The following is a 17,152-nucleotide window of genomic DNA, read 5'->3' as shown; positions in this document are numbered from 1 at the left end:
TTGACATCGGCCGGATCCGCCTCGAGGACGGCGCCGATCGCGTCGACGTCGGTCACGCAATTCGCCGTTCTCGATGCGCTTCTGGGCGGCGTCTATTCGTCGGGCATCGCCGTTCCCGACGTGCGCCTTCTCGGCGACACCGGGATCGGCTGCTGCGAAGGCCTCGGCGGTGAGGTCGTCGTTCTCGACGGACAGCTCTTCGAGTGCACGACCGACGGCCCGCCCCGGCTGATGGACGACAGTGAGGTGCTGCCGTTCGTCGACGTCTGCACCCTGGCGGACGCGGCGACCGCGGAGGTCGAGGGCCTCGATCTCGACGGGATCGGCGACGCGGTCGACGCACGGCTCGCGAGCCGCAATCTGTTCCACGTCGTTCGCCTCGACGGAGTCGTCTCCCGCGTGAAGACGCGCGTCACGCGGCGGCAGGAGGCGCCCTTCCGGCCGCTCGCCGAGGTGGCGGCGGAGCAGATCGAGACCGTGACCGTCGACCGCGCCGGCTCGCTCGTGGGCTTCTGGATGCCCCGCATTTATCAGGGCATCACGGTGGCGGGTCTGCACCTGCATTTCCTCAGCGACGACCGGCTCGTCGGCGGCCACGTTCTCGAGGTTCAGCTGGATTCGGCCCGTCTGCGCGTGGCCGCGTTCGCCCGATTCACGTTGCAGTTGCCGCAGGATGCGCAATTCCTCGGTACCGAGCTGACGCACGACGACGACCATCGCATCGTGGCCGTCGAGGGTGGTCCGCTCACTTCATCGACCCGATGAAAGCGGATGATTCGGCGGGTGAATCTGCAATAGCAGACACCGGATCACCCGGGAATCCCGACTTAGGATGACGGCATGGCTAAAAAGCAGATCACCCAGTTGATCGACGATCTCGACGGCACGGTTCTCGACGACGGGGACACGGTTCGTTTCTCCCTCGACGGCCGGGCTTACGAACTCGACCTTTCCGCTGAAAACGCACAGACCCTCCGTGACGCTTTTGCGCCTTTCATCGCCGCGGGTCGTTCCGTCGGGTCGCCGTCGCCGAGTGGCCGCCGTGTTACCCGCGGACGGGCGACATCGTCACGGGATCTCGTCGACGTGCGCACCTGGGCCGCAAAGAACGGCCACGACATCAATGCGCGCGGGCGCATCTCGACGACAATTCTCGAGGCCTACGACGCCGCGCACTGACCTTTTCCGAAAAGAATCCGGATGCCGCGAGACCGCGGCATCCGGATTCTTTTTCGTTCACACCGGAGCTGCGGCGCCCGCTCCGACGGAAAGTCGTTCGGCGGCCAGACCCTCGGCGGCGGCCAGAGGGGTCACCCGGCGGGTCTCGGCCTCGTCGAAGACGCGGCGGAGGGTATCGCCGATGCCGGCGACGCGCCCCATGATCTCGTCGAGGGTGCCGCGTCGCTTGGCCACGAGGTCGAGGTAGATCACGCCGCCCGCGTTCACGACGAAGTCGGGGGCGTAGAGGATCCCGCGGCGGGACAACCGCTCCGCCCCCGCGCGCTCGGCGAGCGGGTTGTTCGCCGGACCGCACACCGCGCGCGCGTCGAGCGCGTCGATGACGTCGTCGGTGAGCACTCCACCGATGCCGGCCGGCACGAACACGTCGGCCGGAACCAGGTGCGCCTCGCCCGGCTCGACCCAGGCGGCACCGAGCTCGGCTGCCCGGGCGCGCTTGGCGGGATCGACGTCGGTGACGGTCAGGGCGGCGTGCTCCGACGCCAGGCGTTGGGCCAGTCGGCCGCCGACCTGGCCGAGGCCGGCGATCGTGATGCGGCGTCCCGCGACGTCGCCGGTGCCCACCGCACGCTCCAGGGTGGCGACGAGCGAGGCGTAGACACCCGAGCTCGTGGGGCCGGCGGGCTCGCCGGAGCCTCCGACGGAGTCGGGGAGACCCACCACGTGCGCGGTGCGCTCGCTGACGGTGAGCATGTCTTCGGTCGTGGATCCCACGTCTTCGGCGGTGCGGTACAGCCCGTCGAAGCTCTCGACGGCGTCACCCAGGTCGAGGAAGGCGGCACGGCGCCGGTCGGTGTCGAGCACCGTCCCCTCGGGAAGGCCGATCACCGACTTACCCCCGCCGGCGTCGAGACCGGCGGCCGCGTTCTTCAGCGTCATGGCGGCGGACAGGCGCAGCGCGTCGCCGACCGCGTCGGTCCACGACGGGTAGGTCCACAGTCGCGCGCCGCCGAGGGCGGAGCCGAGAACCGAGGAGTGCAGGGCGACGGCGACGAGCAGACCGCTGCGCCGCCCCGTGATCACCTCCACGCGTTCGTGCGTGAAATCGGGCAGGGGGAGGGCGTGGGTCATCGCGTTCCTTGTCGTCGACCGCCTTGTGGGCGGTACTCAGCGGGTGCCGCGGCGTTGCGGCATCCACCCTCCATTGTGACCCGGGGCCGCGCCGTGCGCGAGTGCGCCGTGCGGCGGATGCCGAAAGCACGCGATCGGCGCGAGAGCACCCGCGAGGAGGTGCGACCTCGCGCGGACCATGTGCTCTCGCGGGGGAGCGAGGGGGAGCACCTAGGCTGACGCCATGAATCACGCCCTTCCCGCTCGCAGCCGTCTCGTCGCCGCCTCGCTCGAGGCCGCGGGCATCGAGGGGGCGATCATCGTGCTTCCGGATGCCGCCTCGACGGCCGCGCTCGCGGCGGCCGCGCTCGACATCGAGGTGGGGGCGATCGCCAACAGCCTCGTGTTCTGGAGCGACGACGAGCCGCTGCTGGTGATGACGAGCGGCGCGCACCGCGTGGACACGACGGCGCTGGCGGAGCGGCTCGGGCGCGGGAGCATCCGCCGGGCGACGCCCGATCAGGTGCTCGCGGCCACGGGGCAGCCCATCGGGGGCGTCGCGCCGACCGGGCACCCGGCCCCGCTCACGACGATCATCGACGAAGCGCTCGCGGAGTTCGCCGAGATCTGGGCGGCGGGCGGCACCCCGCACACGGTGTTCCCCCTGACGTTCGACGAGCTGGTCCGACTCACCGGCGGCACGGTGACGCGGGTCGACTGAGAGCGTCGGGCCGCGCGACGTGTCGGAAGGCCGGGCGACGGCGGTCGGGGGAGGCCGCCGCCGCCCGGCGGCTAGGCCCCGGACGAAGTCGTGAGCGCGGTCAGACACACCACCGCGGCGGCGGCCGACCAGGCCTGGGGGCGGCACGCGGCGGGGTACGGCGTCGGCACCGACGAATGGGTGCGCGGATCGCCGGAGTGCAGTTCGGGCACGCGGTAGGCGAAGCCCTCGGCCGCATCGAGCAGCCCTCCGACGACCGCCCGCGCGTCGGCGTGGAGCCCGGCGCGCAGCATGCCGTGGGCGGCGATCGCGGTGTCGTGCACCCACACGCTGCCCCCGTGGTACGACAGCGGCCAGTAGCCCGCGGCCGCGGTCGACATCGTGCGGACGCCGTACCCGCTCGACATGCTCTCGCCGCGGAGCAGCCCCGCGACGTGCGCCTCATCGTCGGGTGAGAGGATGCCGGTCCCCAGCAGATGCCCGATGTTGCTGGTGAGGGTGTCGACGGGCTTCTTGTCGCGGTCGAGCGCGACGGCGGGGTACCGGCCCTCGGGAGTCTCGACCCAGTAGCTCTCGGCGAACCGCGCCTTCAGATCGGCCGCCCATCCGCGCCAGAACGCCGCCTCGCTGGCATCCGACTCGCTCCCGAGCGTGTCGAGCAGGTCGGCACCGGCGAGAGCCGCCTCGTAGGCATAGGCCTGCACCTCGCAGAGCGCGATCGGCCCCTCGGCGAGTCGCCCGTCGCGCCACTGGATCGAGTCGCCGGAGTCCTTCCACCCCTGGTTCGACAGGCCCGTGCCCAGGCGGTCGATGTAGTCGAGGAAGCCGTCGCCGTCGCTGTCGCCGCTGTCGCGGATCCAGCCGAGCGCGGCGCGCAGCGTGGGGAGCAGCTCCCGCACCTCGGCGTCGGGCATGCCGGCGCGCCAGGTGTCGGCGAGAAGGCAGATCCACAGGGGCGTGGAGTCGACGCTGCCGTAGTACTTCGGCGGCAGCACGATGCCCTCGCCGGGCATCTCGAGCGCCGAGGCGCGCAGCTCGTGCAGGATCTTGCCCGGCTCCTGCGCGGTCGACGCGTCGTCGTCGGCGCCCTGCAGCCGCGCGAGCACGCGCAGCGTGGATTCCGCGATCGCCCTGTCCAGCGGCAGAGTCAGACGCGCGGCCCAGATCGAGTCGCGGCCGAAGAGCGTGAAGAACCACGGCGCTCCGGCGGCGAAGAACTCGTCGTCGGGGTGCTCGGGCAGCACGAGACGCAGGGCGTCGAGGTCGTCGAGCGCGGTGTGCAGCCACCGTCCGAGCCGCGGGTCGGTGGTCGTCTGCGCGACGGCGGCGGCGTTCCACCGCGCGGGCGCCGCGGCCGAGCCGACGACGAGGGTGTCGTCGCGCAGGGTGAGGGTCCACGCGACCTCGACCGATCCGAGAGCGGGGATCTCGACGTCCCAGCGGGCGGTGAGCTCGCCGGCCCCGGATGCCACGCGCGCCCCCGGCGCGATCAGCTCGAGTCCCTGCGGACCGGCGTCGACGATCGCGCGATCACCGGCGAGCTCGATGTCGGCGGGACGCGGGTGCGCGTGGCCCGACTTCACCTCGTGCAGTTGCGCGAACTCGGGACGGAGCGCGAGGTGCAGGGTCGTCACGACGGGGTGATCGACGCGCGAGCGCACGGTCCAGGTTTCGCTGAGGTGCCCGTCGGACACCCGGCGATCGCGCAGCAGTCGCACCTTGGGGTCGGGGGTCGCGTCGTCGAGCGCGCGCAGCAGACCGCCGAACACGATGCGTGACGCGCCGTCGGGAGCCGTCGAGATCCACTCGACGGGGGAGTCGTCGCAGCTCGCGGTCAGCGACCGCACGTGCCGCACGTCACCGTGGTAGACCCCGTGCACGGGGGCGGAGCCCATGTCGCCGGTCGAATCGGACCACACCTGCGTGGGAGCGCGGAGGGCGATGACGGCATCGTTCAACAGGGGCTGCACGGGAGTCGGGGTGGCCGTCGTCCCGGACACGCGCGAGGCGGGCGAGGTGGTGGGGGCGGTGGTCATTCTTTGACGGCTCCTTCACTGGCGTTCATGATGCGGCGCTGGAAGACGAAGAACACCACGGCGACGGGGATCGTCATGATGGCCGCGGCCGCGAGTTTGAGGGGGAACTGGCTGCCCTGGCTGAGCTGACCGCTCGCGAGGGCGGCGACGCCCTTGGTGAGGGTGGTCAGCTCGGGGGACTGGGTCGAGACGACGAAGTGGCTCAGCTCGTTCCACGATCCCTGGAACGACAGGATGACGATCGTGATGAGCGCGGGGCGCGCCATGGGAAGCACGACCGACCAGAAGATGCGGAAGGTCCCGGCGCCGTCGACGCGCGCCTGCTCCTCGACGGACGGGGGGATCGACTCGAAGAAGTTCTTCATGATGAACACGCCCGCGGCATCCACGAGCAGCGGGAGGATCATGCCGGCGTACGAGTCGTAGATGCCGAGTTGGTTGATCACGAGGAATTTCGGGATCAGCAGCACCACCGTGGGCACCGCCATGACCCCGACGAGTCCGGCGAACACGAGCCCGCGTCCGCGGAACTGCAGGCGGGCGAGCGCGTATCCGGCCAGGGAGTTGAAGAACACGCGGCCCAGGGTGACGAAGACGGTCACGATGGCGGAGTTGCCGAACCACACGGGGAAGTCGGAGTTCAGGAACAGGCGCTCGTACGCCGCCCACGTGAACGGCTGCGGCGCGAGCGAGATCGGATCGGCTGCCGCCGCGGCATCCGTCTTGAACGAGGTCGCCACCTGCACCAGGAACGGATAGATGTAGATGACGGCGAGCACGATGAGCAGGACGTAGAGGCCGATCTGCCAGCGCAGGGCCTTGCCCGACAGGCGGTGCCGGCGGGGACGCCGGGGCCCCTCGATCCGCTGCTCCGCGAGGACGGTGGTCGCGGGGGATGCCGTGGCGGTCATCGCGTGCCTCCCTTGGTGCCGGTGCGTACCTCGTACTGCCGGATGCGGCGCCGCGAGACGGGACGGTCGCGCAGCACGAAGCGCTGCAGGATCGTCAGCGCGACGATGATGACGAACAGCACGAAGGCGATCGCGGCTCCCTGGCCCCACTGCTGCGACAGGAAGGCCGACGAGTAGCTGAGGTACGCGGGTGTGAGCGTCGTCTTGCCCGGGCCTCCCTGCGTGCCGGTGTAGATCTGGTCGAACACCTGCCACGTGCCGATGAGGCCCAGGGTCAGCACTGTGAACAGCACGGGCTTGAGCTGGGGGAGGGTGACGCGCCAGAACCGCTGCCATCCGGTCGCGCCGTCCATCATGGCGGCCTCCTGCACGTCGCCGCCGATGTTCTGCAGACCCGCGATGAACAGGAGCATGAAGGTTCCCGAGGTCGTGAACACGGCCATGACGATGAACGCCGACATCGCCACCGAGGGACCCGCGAGCCAGTCCCACCACGACACCCCGAGCAGGGTGTTGCCGGTGAGGAAGGCGGGGCCACTCGTGATGCCGACGGCGCCGAGAAGGTTGTGCACGACACCGGACGGGTCGCTGAACCAGTTGGGACCGTTGATGCCGAGCCACGACAGCACCTCGTTGACGGCGCCCGAGGCCGAGAAGAGGAACAGCCACAGCACGGTGATGGCCACCGAGCTCGTGACCGAGGGAAAGTAGAAGGCGGTGCGGAACAGCCCGCGACCGCGCAGGACCGCGCGGTTGACCAGCACGGCGAGGAAGAGCGAGAGCGCGGTCTGCAGGGGCACGACCAGCAGTACGTACCAGCCATTGTTGCGCAGGGCCGTTCCGAAGTCGCGTTCGGCCAGACCCCCGCCGGTGGTGACGGCGGCGTAGTTGTCGACGCCGACGAAGTTGACGTTCGACGAGAAGGGGCTGCCGCGCCCGGTCCAGTCCGAGAAGCTCACCCACAGCGCCATCAGCACGGGAACGAGCAGGAAGACGCCGAGGATGATCAGCACGGGGGCGGTGAACAGCCAGCCGGCGGCGGCCTCGCCGCGCCGGATCCCCGAGGAGGGGGACCCGGCGCGGCGGGACGCGGTGGTGAGAGCACTCATGAGGGGTTCGCGTTTCGTGGGCGCGATTACTTGACGATGGCCTCGAGGTTGGACTGCGCCGTCTGCAGCAGCGCCTGCGGGTCGCCGGTCTTCAGCGACTCGAGCTGGGCGTTGAAGTCGGTGATGACGTCGGCCGCGCCCGCCATGTTCGGCGGGAACTGGGCGTACTCGGCGCCGGCGAGGAACGCCGTCAGCGTCGGGTTCGCGCTCGTCCACGCGTCGGCGGCGGACTGGATCGAGGGCATCGGGCCGAAGGCCTGCGAGAACGCCAGCTGCTGGTCGGTGCCGGTGAGGTACTCCACGAGCGACCGGGCCTGCTCCTGATTGCCGCCGTCGGCGGCCATGCCCCAGCAGTTGGTGAACTGGAGGGTGCCCTTGCCGCCGGGGCCGGCGGGAAGCTCGGCGACGGTGTAGTTCACGTCGGGGTAGTCGGCCGACATCGCGCCGGTGATCCAGTTGCCCTCGATGACCATCGCGGCCTTCTGGGTGCCGAGCGCCTCGCCGCCCCAGCCCGCGCCCACGTCGGACGCGAAGGCGAAGGTGCCGTCGTTCAGGTGCGTCTTGACGTAGGTCAATGCCTCGACGTTCTCGGGGCTGTCGGCCGTGGCCTGCCCGTCGGTGACGAGGCCGCCGCCCGCTTGCGCCATGAAGGCGCCGACGCGCTGGTACTCGGCGCCGAACGCGAGTCCGACGCGGCCGTCGACCGTGAGGCGCTGCGCGACGGATGCCAATTCGTCCCACGTCGTGGGGATGTCGGCATCCGTGAGTCCGGCGGCCGACCACAGATCGGCGTTGATGATCAGCGCGAGCGTCGAGAAGTCCTTGGGTGCGCAGTAAAAGGTGCCGTCGACGGTGAAGTTGTCGACCAGCGAGGGGTAGAAGTCGTCTTTGTTCGCCAGGTCGTCGCCGTAGGCCGCGATCGAGCCGTTGGCGGCGTAGCCCGCGAGGGCCTCGGGCGCGAGGTAGAAGAGGTCGGGCGGGGAACCGGCGGCGAAGCCCTGCGAGAGCTGCTGGGGCAGGTCGTTCGCGGTCTGCACCTCGGCCTCGACGCCGGATTGCTCGCTCCAGGCGGCGACGGCGTCGGTGACGGCCTTCGTCTCGGCGTCGCCCGAGGAGCCGATGAGCAGGCTGAGCTTTCCGCTGCCGGACGCCTGGTTCTCGCCGGGGGTGTCGGAAAAGCCCGAGCCGCAGGCGGTCAGCGCGAGGGCGCCGGTGGCCAGCAGGGCGCCGGCGCCGAGCCAGGTGCGCGCGCGGCCGATGGGAGTGTGCCGTGTCATGTGTCTCTCTCCTTCGATGAGGCATGCGACCCCTCCGCGGTGCTCGGAGGGCCAGAGTTTGAACGTTCAAACTGTGGTGCGACTACGGTAAGGAGGGGGAGCGGCGTCTGTCAAGCGGTTGTCGCGCGGCTTAGGCTGACGGTCTGGACGGCGTCGGTCCGCCCGAATCGACGAGCGAGGGGGTCGCATGACGAAGGCGCCCACTGTCGACGACGTCGCCCGTGTCGCGGGCGTCTCGCGCCAGACCGTCTCGAACGTCGTGAACACCCCCGACATCGTGCGCGAGTCGACGCGGCTCCGCGTCGAGGCCGCGATCGCCGAGCTCGGCTACCGGCCGCACGCCGCGGCCCGGCGTCTGCGCACGCGCCGCAGCTCGACCATCGGCATCCACCTCGATCCCTATGCCGGGGGGATCTCGGGCGTCGTGCTCGACCGTTTCGTGCACGCCCTCACCGAACGGGCGGGAGAGCGCGACATGCGCGTCCTGCTCTACGCCGCGCGCACCCCGGAAGAAGAGATCGCGCGCCTCGGCGACCTGCTCGAAGGTGGCGAGGTCGACGCCGTCGTGGTGACCGGAACGTTCCACGGCGATCCCCGCACCGGGTGGCTGACGGCGCGGAACCTCCCCTTCGTCTCGTTCGGTCGCCCCTGGGGAGAAGACGACGTCGAAGCCCCCGCGCACCTGTGGGTCGACGTCGACGGCGCGGCGGGCACCCGCGCCGCCACGCGACACGCCGTCGAGCACGGAGCGGGACCGGTGGCGTTCCTCGGCTGGCCCCGCGGGTCGGGCACCGGCGACGAACGCGAGCGAGGCTGGCGCGAGGCCGTCGCCGACGCCGGGCGCCAGCCGGTGCGCTGGACGGTCGAGGAGAACGTCGCCGCAGCCCGCGACACCGTCGCCGCGGGACTGGCGGACACCCCCGGCATCGGCGCGATCGTCTGCGCGAGCGACTCCCTGGCGATCGGCGCCCATCTCGCCGCCAGCGTCGCCGGGCGCGACGACCTCGTCATCGTCGGCTTCGACAACACCCCGGCGGTCGAGGCTCTCGGTCTGTCGAGCGTCGAGCAGCTCCCCGAGCGGGTGGCATCCGGAGCCCTCGACCTGCTCATGGGCGAGAACGGCACCATCGTCGCCCCCCGCGCGGCCGTCGCCGGCGCCGCGCACGTGCTGGTGGAGCCGCGGCTCGTCGTGCGCTGAGACGCGGGGCGGGTTCCGCGGCGCGGGTGCCCGGGCTGCGGTGGTGCGGACGCGTCCGCCCGGTCGGCGGCGGTGCGGACGCCCGGCCCGGCCCGCGGCGGCGCCGACGCTCGGACCGTTGAGTGTCCGAGACACGCCGTTCGGGAGGCGCGGGGTGCGGCGTGTCTTGGACACTCGGGAGGGTTTGAGGCGGGCGGGGCGGGGCGGGGCGGCGGGCGGGGCGCGCTTCGGTGGACTATGGAATGACGGGCGCGGACGCCCGGCCCGCGGTAGCGCGGACGCCCGGCTCGTTGAGTGTCCGAGACACGCCGCGCGGGAGGGGCGGGGTGCGGCGTGTCTTGGACACTCGGCAGGGTTTGCGTCGGCCGGGCGGGCGGGACGGCGCGCGGCGGCGTGCCTCGCTTCGCCCGCGCTGCGGCGTGACCGCTGCGGACACGAGCCCGTTGAGTGTCCGAGACACGCCGCAGGGGAGGGGTTGGGTGCGGCGTGTCTTGGACACTCAACAGCGTTTGCGGCGTGCGGTGCGGGACGGCGGGCGGCGGCCGGACTCGCGCGGGCCGGGCCGGGAGGCGGGGCGGCGGGCCTCAGCCGGGGCGGCCGATCCGGCGGGACAGCTCCGCCGCCGTCGCAGAAGCGGCCTCGGCGAGGGCGGTGGCGTCGCGCTCCGCGCCCTCGGCCGGCCAGGTGAGAGCCACGGCAGCGGCGGGCCACCCGGTGTGATCCCGCACGGCCGCGGCCACCGAACGGAACCCGGGGGTGACCTCCCCGTCTTCGCTCGCGAACCCGGCGGCGCGCACGTCGCGCAGCATCTCGCGCAGCGCGCGCGGAGTCGCGGGACCGAGACCGTGCCGCTGCGTGAGGGCCGTGGCATCCGGGAACGACGCCCTCACCTGCTCGCGCGGGAGGGCGGCGAGCATCGCGCGTCCCGTCGCGGTGAGGTGCGCGGGCAGGCGCACCCCGACGTCGGTCACCAGCGCGGGGCGGCGCGGGGCGCGCTCCTCGACGATGTACAGCACGTCGCGCCCGGTGAGCATGGCCAGGTGCGCGCTCTCGCCGACGCGGTCCGACAGGGCGGCGAGCAGCGGGCGCCCGAGGCGGGCGAGCGGCTGCTGCCGGGTGTAGCCGCCGCCGAGTTCGAAGGCCGCGGTGCCGAGCCCCCAGCGCCGGTCGCCGGGCAGGTGCACGACGTACCCGTGCTGCTCGAGGGTGGCGAGCAGGTGGTACATGCTCGATCGGGGGATCCCGAGCGTCGTCGCGATCGTCTGCGCGGCGACCGGCCCGGGCTGGCGCGCGAGCAGCGAGAGGATCCGCAGCGTCTGGTCGGCGGCGGGAACCTGCGGGGCGGGAATGTCTGGCATGACAGACACAGGATGCCAGATCCCCGCCACACGGGGCCCTCGCCGCGATGGAATCAGGGCATGAACTCGAGCGTCACCGTCGGATCCACCCCCCTCGCCCCCCGCGACATCGTCGCCGTCGCCCGCCACGACGCCCGCGTCGAGGTGGCCGCCGAGGCGCTGCGTCGGGTCGCCGACACCCGCTCACTCATCGAGGCGCTCGCCGACGATCCGCAGCCGCACTACGGCATCTCGACGGGCTTCGGCGCCCTCGCGACGACGTTCATCGCCGAGGACCGGCGCGCGCAGCTGCAGGCCAGCCTCATCCGCTCGCACGCCGCCGGCACCGGCGCCGAGGTCGAGCGCGAGGTCGTGCGCGCCCTGATGCTGCTGCGCCTGCAGACCCTCGCGACAGGGCGCACGGGCGTGCGCCCCGCCGTGGTCGAGACGTACGCGGCGCTGCTGAACGCCGGCATCACCCCGGTGGTGCGCGAGTACGGCTCGCTCGGTTGCTCGGGAGACCTGGCCCCGCTGTCGCACGTGGCGCTCGCGGTCATGGGCGAGGGCGAGGTGCGCGACGGCGAAGGACGCGCCACGACGGCCGCCGAGGCGCTCGCCGCCGCCGGCATCGCCCCGCTCGCCCTGCGCGAGAAAGAGGGGCTCGCCCTCATCAACGGCACCGACGGCATGCTGGGCATGCTGCTGCTCGCCCTGCACGACATCGACATGCTGTTGACGACCGCCGACGTGTCGGCCGCGATCTCGATCGAGTCGCAGTTGGGCACCGACGCCGTCTTCGCCGCCGACCTGATGGCTCTTCGTCCCCAACTCGGTCAGGCCGCGTCGGCGGCGAACCTGCGGGCGTTCCTCGCCGGCTCATCGATCGTCGCGAGCCACCGGGGCCCGCAGTGCACGCGCGTACAGGACGCCTACTCGCTGCGCTGCGCGCCCCAGGTGCACGGCGCCGCCCGCGACACGCTGGCGCACGCGGCGGCCGTCGCCGACCGCGAGCTGCTCTCGGCCGTCGACAACCCGGTCGTCACCGTTGATGGGCGCGTCGAGTCGAACGGCAACTTCCACGGCGCCCCGGTGGCCTACGTGCTGGACTTCCTCGCCATCGCGGTCGCCGACGTGGCATCCATGTCGGAGCGACGCACCGACCGCGCGCTCGACGTGGCCCGCAGCAACGGTCTGCCGCCGTTCCTCGCCGACGAGGTGGGCGTCGACAGCGGACTGATGATCGCGCAGTACGCCGCCGCGGGCATCGTCTCGGAGCTCAAGCGTCTGGCCGTGCCGTCGTCGGTCGATTCGATCCCCTCGAGCGCGATGCAGGAGGACCACGTGTCGATGGGCTGGGCCGGTGCCCGCAAGCTCCGTCGCGCCGTCGACGGGCTCGCCCGTGTGCTTGCCATCGAGGTGATGACCGGATGCCGTGCCCTCGACCTCCGCGCCCCGCTCGCCCCCGCGGCCGCCACCGGCGCCGTGCGCGACCTCGTGCGCACGCGGGTCGCGGGCCCCGGACCCGACCGGTTCGTCTCCCCTGAGATCGAGGCCGTCACCGACCTCGTGCTCTCGGGTGCCGTCGCGGGGGCCGCCCTCGCGCGAATCGAATCAGGTCGCGCCTGACCGATACGACGGCAGGTGCCCCGCGCGAAGGGCGGGTGGGTACGCGGGTGCGGCCGACCGCGGCTTTCAGGGCGTCAGCAGCTCGTACTCGTCGGGCGGGGTGGCATCCACGTCGTCCCAGGTTCCTTCGTGCCAGGTGAACACGGCCACGGCGCACGTGACCATGCGCTCGTCGCGATCAGCCAGGCGCGACACCAGCGCGCTCATGCCCGGGTCGTGGGCCACCACCATGACCTCGTCGACGCCGGCGGCGCGCGCGGCGGCCAGCAGATGGTCGGGGTCGGCGAGGTACAGGTCGGCCTGCTCGACGACGTCGACCTCGAACGCCCGGCCGAAGGCCTCGGCGGTCTGGCGGGCGCGCAGGGCCGTGCTCGACAGCAGCACCTCGGGGCGTACGCCCTGACGCACCACGCGGCGCGCCATGGCCGGCGCGTCCCGGCGCCCCCGGTCGTTGAGCGGGCGGTCGTGGTCGTCGAGGCCCTCGTCGGCCCAGTCCGATTTCGCGTGTCGCGCGAGGATGAGTTGGATCATCGTCTTTCCGCCAATCCGGGCAGGAGTTCGAGGGTGCACGGCGCGGCGAGCCGCACGGTGCGGGCGTGGTCGGTGTCGGCGCTGGCGGCACCGGGGTGTGAGGCGGGGGAGCGTCGTCGCCCCGCGGTGCGGCCGGCGCGTACGGACACGTCGCCGACGCGCGGCCGGAGCGGACCCAGGGACGGAGCGCTCATGCGGCCACGTACACCCATGCTCGGAGGCCGCTCGCCAGGGTGACCGAGGCACGGCGGTACAGCGACACCTCGTACTCGTCGGCCGCGTCGAGCTCCTCGGCGGTCAACGTCAGGACGCGACCGAACACGCGGTCGTGCGCGTCGCCCGTCTGCCGCAGGATCGGGTGCTTGTCGAGGCCCGAGAGCTGCGCGACGCGCTCGTCGTCGATGTCGGTCCACTCGAGGCGGTATCCGGGAAGCGCGTCGGCGTCGCCGCCGACGAGGCGGCCGAACGTGTCGAGCTGCACGTCGGGCAGCTGCAGCGTGCCGTAGGTGAAGAGGAGCTCGAGCCCCGAACCGTCGCTCACGCGCCCCAGGCTACCCACCCGGTGACCCCGACGGGCGGTGCGACGCGATGGCCGTCACGGCACGGTCGTCGGAGCTGTGCGCCGCGCCGCTGGAAGACGGCCGTCGCGGCCCCGCTCCCGGACCTTCGCGCCGGGCCGCCTCGAGTCGACGGCCCTCTCCGCCCCGCCGCCGGAGCCTCACTCCGGGCTGCAGGCAGACAACACGAGACGCTCACGAGCCCCATGCGAGGTGGGCGATCGTGAAGATGGCGAGGCCCGCGAGGGCGCCGACGATCGTGCCGTTCAAGCGGATGTACTGCAGGTCGCGACCGACCATGAGCTCGATCTTCTCGGTCGTCTCTTCGGCGTCCCACCGTTCGACGGTGTCGGTGATGATCGAGGCGATGTCGTGCCGGTAGCGTCCGACGACGAACACGGCGGCGTCGGTCACCCACCCGTCGACCCGTTTCTGCAGGGTCTCGTCGTGCTGCAGGCGGCTCCCGACCTCGGAGAGGGCGGCCGAGGCCCGGCGGCGCAGGGCGCTCTCGGGGTCGGCGAGGGCGCGCAGCAGTCCGCTCTTCGCGGTGTTCCAGGCATCGGCGGCGAGTTGACGCACGCGCGGGCTGTCGAACACCGAGGCCTTGGCTTCTTCGAGGCGCACCATGGTGGCGGGGTCGTGCTGCAGGTTGTCGGCGAGGCGGCGGAGGTAGCCGTCGATCGCCCCGCGAGCCTGGTGCCGCGGGTCGGCGCGCACGGCGTCGACGAACTGCACGGCCTCGCGGTAGACGGTGTCGTCGACGAGTCGCGTGGCCATGCTCGGCACCCACGCCGGCATGCGGCGCGAGACGAGGCCGTCGAAGACCTCGCGGTTGTTGCCGAGCCACACGGCGATGTTGTCGAGAGCGAGGTCGACGGCGCCGTGGTGGGCGCCCGACCCGACGACGCGTTCGAGCCACCCGCCGATCGAGGGGCCCCAGTCGGGCGAGAGCAGGTGCTCGCGGGCGAGGTCTTCGATGAGCGTCTGAACGTCGTCGTCGCTCAGCGCCGCGAGCACGCTGGTCGCGAGCGTCGCGCCCTCGGCGGCGAGGCGGTCGGCGTGCGCGGGCTCGGCGAGCCAGGCTCCCGCGCGGGCGGCGAGCGGCGTGGACTCGAGCTTCGTGCGCACGACGTCGCCCTCGAGGAAGTTGGTCTCGACGAACTCGCCGAGCTGCTTGCCGATCTCGTCCTTGCGTCGGGGGATGATCGCGGTGTGGGGGATCGGAAGGCCCAGCGGATGCCGGAACAGCGCCGTGACGGCGAACCAGTCGGCCAGTGCACCGACCATTCCGCCCTCGGCCGCGGCGCGGACGTACTGCATCCACTCGATTTCGCGCTGCAGCGAGAACGAGATCGCGAAGATGACCGCCATGCCCAGCAGCGCGCCGAGGGCGACGCCCTTCATCACACGCAGGGCGCGGCGGCGTTCCTGGTCGGCCGGGCTGAGCAGGGTCGACGGGGTGCGGGCCATCACGCGGTCACCGGCCCGAGCCAGGCCGAGGCGGCGGTGGAGTGCGCCGATTCGGGATCGGAGGGATGGAACATGCCGGCGAGGACGTCTCGGTAGAGGCGGCTCAGCTCGGTGCGCGAGAAGTACGCCGATCCGCCGGCGACGAGGACCGCATCGTCGACGACCGACTTGGCCATGGTGACGGCGCGGTGCTTGACGCCGGCCAGCAGCGAGAACCACCGGGAGCCGTGGTCGACCACCGCGTCGACGTCGGCGCTCAGGGCGGCGAGCTGCGGGGGCAGCGCCTCGTAGGCGATCGCCATTCCGGCGACGCGTCGACGGATGTCGGGGTCGTTCGCGTACGTCGTGCCCGTCTTCTTCGACCGCTTCGACGTCGCCGCCTCGACCGCGAGGTCGAGTGCGCGTCGGGCGATACCCGTGTAGACCGACGCGAGCAGGATCTCGAAGACGGCGAAGATGCCGAAGACGAGGGCGTCGGGCTGCGGTCCGGGATCGATGCGCCGCACGACGCGGTCGGCCGAGGCGCGGGCGTGGCGCAGGTCGGTGGTGCGGCTCTGCGTTCCGCGCATGCCGAGGGTGTCCCAGTCGTCGCGGGTGACGACGGCCTCGTCACGGTCGAGGAAGGCGAACACCATCTTCGGCGCGTCGGGCGACGTGGTGTCGAGCCCGTGGACGCCCAGATGGGTCCACACCGGCGAGAGCGAGGTGAAGATCTTCGTGCCGGTGAAGGCGTACCCACCGTCACCGTCGGGGACGGCGTCGGTGTCGCTGCCGAAGAGCACCAGGTCGTTGCCGGCCTCGCTGATGCCGAAAGCGAACACCTCGCCCGCGGCGGCCCCGCGCTGGACGAACTCGAGGTCGTCGATCCCACGATCGCGCAGCACCTTCGCCACCCCGGTCCACACCAGATGCATGTTGATCGCGAGCGCGGTCGCCGGGGCGGCCCCCGCCAGGCGCTGCTGCAGCACCGACGCGTCGGCCAGGGTCAGTCCCGCACCGCCGAGCTCCGCCGGTACCAGGATGCCGAGATACCCGGCGGCGCGCAGCTCGTCGAGGTCGTCGTGCGGAAAGGTGTTGTCGCGGTCGTGCACCACGGCCCGCTCGCGGATGCGCGCGAGGAGGTCATCGGGCAGGTACTGCGCCGGATCGAACGGGGTCATGGCATCCATTCTGCTCGGGTGCGCCGACATCGCGGGCGGGGTGGCAGCGGGTGCCGAAAGCTGCAGCACGATCCGACGCCGCTCCGGCCGTCGTCGCCGGGGGGTGTCACGCCAGCGCGGCGAGGAGGGCGCCGATCGCGGCCTCGGGGCGATCACGGTGAGGTGAGTGCCCCGCCCCCGCGACGACCTCGAGGGTGATGACGGGGTTCTGCAGGACCTCGGCGGCCAGGTCGCCCGTGAAGATCGAGTGCACGGCGGGGTCGGCGCCGATGATGCGCGTCGGCACCGCGAGGGCGGCGGCCTGCGCCCGTACGTCCCAGATGTGGTTCTGCGTGCTCGTCTGCTCGACGGCCCACCGGCTCGCGCGCCGCGTCGCCCGCGCCTTCAGTTCCACGTCGATCGGATGCCAGGTGGGATGCGCCGCGCGCACGGCCTCTTCGCTCGGGTCGGCGAACGACTGCTCCTGACTCGCTCTGACGATCGCGCGGTCGTCGTCGGACAACCGGATCGCGGGGTCGACGAGCACGAGTCGATGCGTCCACGAACGGTCGTTCGCGGCGGCGACCGTGGCGGCCGCCCCGCCGAGGGAATGCCCGACCACCGCGTCCCACGCGCCCCCGCCCGCAGGCACCGTGCCCGACAGGTCGGCCGCGTACGCGTCGATGCGGTAGTCGAGGGTGCGCGGGGCGTCACCGTGTCCGCGCAGATCGACGGCCACGGCGTGCCATCCCGCGTCGGCCAGCGCCGAGGCGTACCGCCACATCAGGGCGCCGTCGGAGCCGAGACCGTGCGCGAGCAGCACCCGCGGTCCGCGGGGATCGCCCCACGACAGGCGGGGCAGGGTGACGGGGGAGGTCATGGCATCCATTCTGCTCGTCGGTCGCGCTCGCCGGAGGAATCGATCGCGTCCGCGTGCACGCTTCGGCCCGG

17 protein-coding genes are annotated in these 17,152 nt (G+C 72.2%); 5 read left to right on the top strand and 12 right to left on the bottom strand.

Going from position 1 to position 17,152, the window contains the following annotated elements:
- Together ASG45_RS12415 and ASG45_RS12410 are read left to right on the top strand one after the other, a co-directional pair.
- Complete coding sequence (locus ASG45_RS12415; protein WP_055838085.1) at positions 1 to 765, top strand: acetolactate decarboxylase; 765 nt, start codon at positions 1 to 3, stop codon at positions 763 to 765.
- Positions 766 to 840: 75 nt separating this feature from the next.
- Entirely contained in the window at positions 841 to 1,179 is a 339-nt protein-coding gene (locus tag ASG45_RS12410) for a histone-like nucleoid-structuring protein Lsr2 (RefSeq protein WP_055838082.1), read from the top strand.
- Positions 1,180 to 1,236: 57 nt separating this feature from the next.
- Here ASG45_RS12410 and ASG45_RS12405 read toward each other — a convergent pair whose 3' ends face one another.
- On the bottom strand, positions 1,237 to 2,310 hold the full coding sequence (locus ASG45_RS12405; protein ID WP_055838079.1) for a Glu/Leu/Phe/Val dehydrogenase family protein: 1,074 nt from the start codon (positions 2,308 to 2,310) through the stop codon (positions 1,237 to 1,239).
- 223 nt (positions 2,311 to 2,533) lie between these two features.
- On the opposite strand from ASG45_RS12405, the gene ASG45_RS12400 reads away from it, so the two are divergent.
- A complete protein-coding gene (locus tag ASG45_RS12400) occupies positions 2,534 to 3,010 on the top strand; it encodes a YbaK/EbsC family protein (protein WP_055838076.1) in 477 nt (158 codons plus the stop codon).
- Between the two features lie 71 nt (positions 3,011 to 3,081).
- Here the strand turns inward: ASG45_RS12400 and ASG45_RS12395 are convergent, their stop codons facing one another.
- The 4 genes from ASG45_RS12395 to ASG45_RS12380 are packed head-to-tail and all read right to left on the bottom strand — an operon-like array spanning position 3,082 to position 8,343.
- The gene (locus tag ASG45_RS12395) at positions 3,082 to 5,046 is read right to left on the bottom strand and encodes a glycogen debranching N-terminal domain-containing protein (RefSeq protein ID WP_082516594.1); all 1,965 of its coding nucleotides are present in this window, start codon (positions 5,044 to 5,046) and stop codon (positions 3,082 to 3,084) included.
- Positions 5,043 to 5,957 carry a carbohydrate ABC transporter permease gene (locus ASG45_RS12390; protein ID WP_055838073.1) on the bottom strand — a complete coding sequence of 305 codons (915 nt, stop codon included), beginning with the start codon at positions 5,955 to 5,957 and terminating at the stop codon, positions 5,043 to 5,045. Before ASG45_RS12390 ends, ASG45_RS12395 begins: the two co-directional genes overlap by 4 nt.
- Positions 5,954 to 7,066 carry a carbohydrate ABC transporter permease gene (locus ASG45_RS12385; RefSeq protein ID WP_055838070.1) on the bottom strand — a complete coding sequence of 371 codons (1,113 nt, stop codon included), beginning with the start codon at positions 7,064 to 7,066 and terminating at the stop codon, positions 5,954 to 5,956. Before ASG45_RS12385 ends, ASG45_RS12390 begins: the two co-directional genes overlap by 4 nt.
- A gap of 26 nt (positions 7,067 to 7,092) precedes the next feature.
- On the bottom strand, positions 7,093 to 8,343 hold the full coding sequence (locus ASG45_RS12380) for a sugar ABC transporter substrate-binding protein (RefSeq protein WP_055838067.1): 1,251 nt from the start codon (positions 8,341 to 8,343) through the stop codon (positions 7,093 to 7,095).
- Between the two features lie 187 nt (positions 8,344 to 8,530).
- Here ASG45_RS12380 and ASG45_RS12375 point away from each other — a divergent pair, with 187 nt between their 5' ends.
- Positions 8,531 to 9,541: a LacI family DNA-binding transcriptional regulator gene (locus ASG45_RS12375; RefSeq protein WP_055838065.1), complete on the top strand. Its 1,011-nt coding sequence runs from the start codon at positions 8,531 to 8,533 to the stop codon at positions 9,539 to 9,541.
- A 584-nt stretch (positions 9,542 to 10,125) separates the two neighbouring features.
- On the opposite strand, the gene ASG45_RS12370 is transcribed toward ASG45_RS12375, so the two are convergent.
- On the bottom strand, positions 10,126 to 10,899 hold the full coding sequence (locus ASG45_RS12370) for an IclR family transcriptional regulator (protein WP_055838063.1): 774 nt from the start codon (positions 10,897 to 10,899) through the stop codon (positions 10,126 to 10,128).
- Between the two features lie 60 nt (positions 10,900 to 10,959).
- Here ASG45_RS12370 and hutH point away from each other — a divergent pair, with 60 nt between their 5' ends.
- A complete protein-coding gene (gene hutH, locus ASG45_RS12365) occupies positions 10,960 to 12,504 on the top strand; it encodes a histidine ammonia-lyase (RefSeq protein ID WP_055838059.1) in 1,545 nt (514 codons plus the stop codon).
- Positions 12,505 to 12,570: 66 nt separating this feature from the next.
- Here the strand turns inward: hutH and ASG45_RS12360 are convergent, their stop codons facing one another.
- From ASG45_RS12360 to ASG45_RS12340, 6 genes are all read right to left on the bottom strand, one after another.
- Positions 12,571 to 13,035: a SixA phosphatase family protein gene (locus ASG45_RS12360; RefSeq protein WP_055838056.1), complete on the bottom strand. Its 465-nt coding sequence runs from the start codon at positions 13,033 to 13,035 to the stop codon at positions 12,571 to 12,573.
- The gene (locus ASG45_RS16240) at positions 13,032 to 13,229 is read right to left on the bottom strand and encodes a hypothetical protein (RefSeq protein WP_156459442.1); all 198 of its coding nucleotides are present in this window, start codon (positions 13,227 to 13,229) and stop codon (positions 13,032 to 13,034) included. Before ASG45_RS16240 ends, ASG45_RS12360 begins: the two co-directional genes overlap by 4 nt.
- Positions 13,226 to 13,576, bottom strand: coding sequence for a gamma-glutamylcyclotransferase family protein (locus tag ASG45_RS12355; RefSeq protein ID WP_156459441.1), 351 nt, complete (start codon positions 13,574 to 13,576; stop codon positions 13,226 to 13,228). The genes ASG45_RS16240 and ASG45_RS12355 overlap by 4 nt, the downstream gene beginning before the upstream one ends.
- 211 nt (positions 13,577 to 13,787) lie before the next feature.
- Positions 13,788 to 15,062, bottom strand: coding sequence for a DUF445 domain-containing protein (locus ASG45_RS12350; RefSeq protein WP_055838053.1), 1,275 nt, complete (start codon positions 15,060 to 15,062; stop codon positions 13,788 to 13,790).
- Entirely contained in the window at positions 15,062 to 16,222 is a 1,161-nt protein-coding gene (locus tag ASG45_RS12345; protein WP_055838050.1) for an acyl-CoA dehydrogenase family protein, read from the bottom strand. The genes ASG45_RS12350 and ASG45_RS12345 overlap by 1 nt, the downstream gene beginning before the upstream one ends.
- A gap of 106 nt (positions 16,223 to 16,328) precedes the next feature.
- Positions 16,329 to 17,081 (bottom strand): alpha/beta fold hydrolase, encoded by a 753-nt coding sequence (locus ASG45_RS12340; RefSeq protein ID WP_055838049.1) that lies wholly within the window; start codon positions 17,079 to 17,081, stop codon positions 16,329 to 16,331.
- Positions 17,082 to 17,152 lie beyond the last annotated feature (71 nt).

It is taken from the genome of Microbacterium sp. Leaf436, assembly GCF_001424715.1.
Lineage (GTDB): Bacteria > Actinomycetota > Actinomycetes > Actinomycetales > Microbacteriaceae > Microbacterium.
This window is presented reverse-complemented; position numbering and strand designations above follow the sequence as displayed.

Coding starts and splice junctions, on each gene's coding strand:
- ASG45_RS12405 (WP_055838079.1), bottom strand. CDS start 2,310: ATGACCCACGCCCTCCCCCTGCCCGATTTCACGCACGAACGCGTGGAG.
- ASG45_RS12380 (WP_055838067.1), bottom strand. CDS start 8,343: ATGACACGGCACACTCCCATCGGCCGCGCGCGCACCTGGCTCGGCGCC.
- ASG45_RS12345 (WP_055838050.1), bottom strand. CDS start 16,222: ATGACCCCGTTCGATCCGGCGCAGTACCTGCCCGATGACCTCCTCGCG.
- ASG45_RS16240 (WP_156459442.1), bottom strand. CDS start 13,229: ATGAGCGCTCCGTCCCTGGGTCCGCTCCGGCCGCGCGTCGGCGACGTG.
- ASG45_RS12350 (WP_055838053.1), bottom strand. CDS start 15,062: ATGGCCCGCACCCCGTCGACCCTGCTCAGCCCGGCCGACCAGGAACGC.
- ASG45_RS12390 (WP_055838073.1), bottom strand. CDS start 5,957: ATGACCGCCACGGCATCCCCCGCGACCACCGTCCTCGCGGAGCAGCGG.
- ASG45_RS12410 (WP_055838082.1), top strand. CDS start 841: ATGGCTAAAAAGCAGATCACCCAGTTGATCGACGATCTCGACGGCACG.
- hutH (WP_055838059.1), top strand. CDS start 10,960: ATGAACTCGAGCGTCACCGTCGGATCCACCCCCCTCGCCCCCCGCGAC.
- ASG45_RS12400 (WP_055838076.1), top strand. CDS start 2,534: ATGAATCACGCCCTTCCCGCTCGCAGCCGTCTCGTCGCCGCCTCGCTC.
- ASG45_RS12385 (WP_055838070.1), bottom strand. CDS start 7,066: ATGAGTGCTCTCACCACCGCGTCCCGCCGCGCCGGGTCCCCCTCCTCG.
- ASG45_RS12375 (WP_055838065.1), top strand. CDS start 8,531: ATGACGAAGGCGCCCACTGTCGACGACGTCGCCCGTGTCGCGGGCGTC.
- ASG45_RS12395 (WP_082516594.1), bottom strand. CDS start 5,046: ATGACCACCGCCCCCACCACCTCGCCCGCCTCGCGCGTGTCCGGGACG.
- ASG45_RS12360 (WP_055838056.1), bottom strand. CDS start 13,035: ATGATCCAACTCATCCTCGCGCGACACGCGAAATCGGACTGGGCCGAC.
- ASG45_RS12370 (WP_055838063.1), bottom strand. CDS start 10,899: ATGCCAGACATTCCCGCCCCGCAGGTTCCCGCCGCCGACCAGACGCTG.
- ASG45_RS12340 (WP_055838049.1), bottom strand. CDS start 17,081: ATGACCTCCCCCGTCACCCTGCCCCGCCTGTCGTGGGGCGATCCCCGC.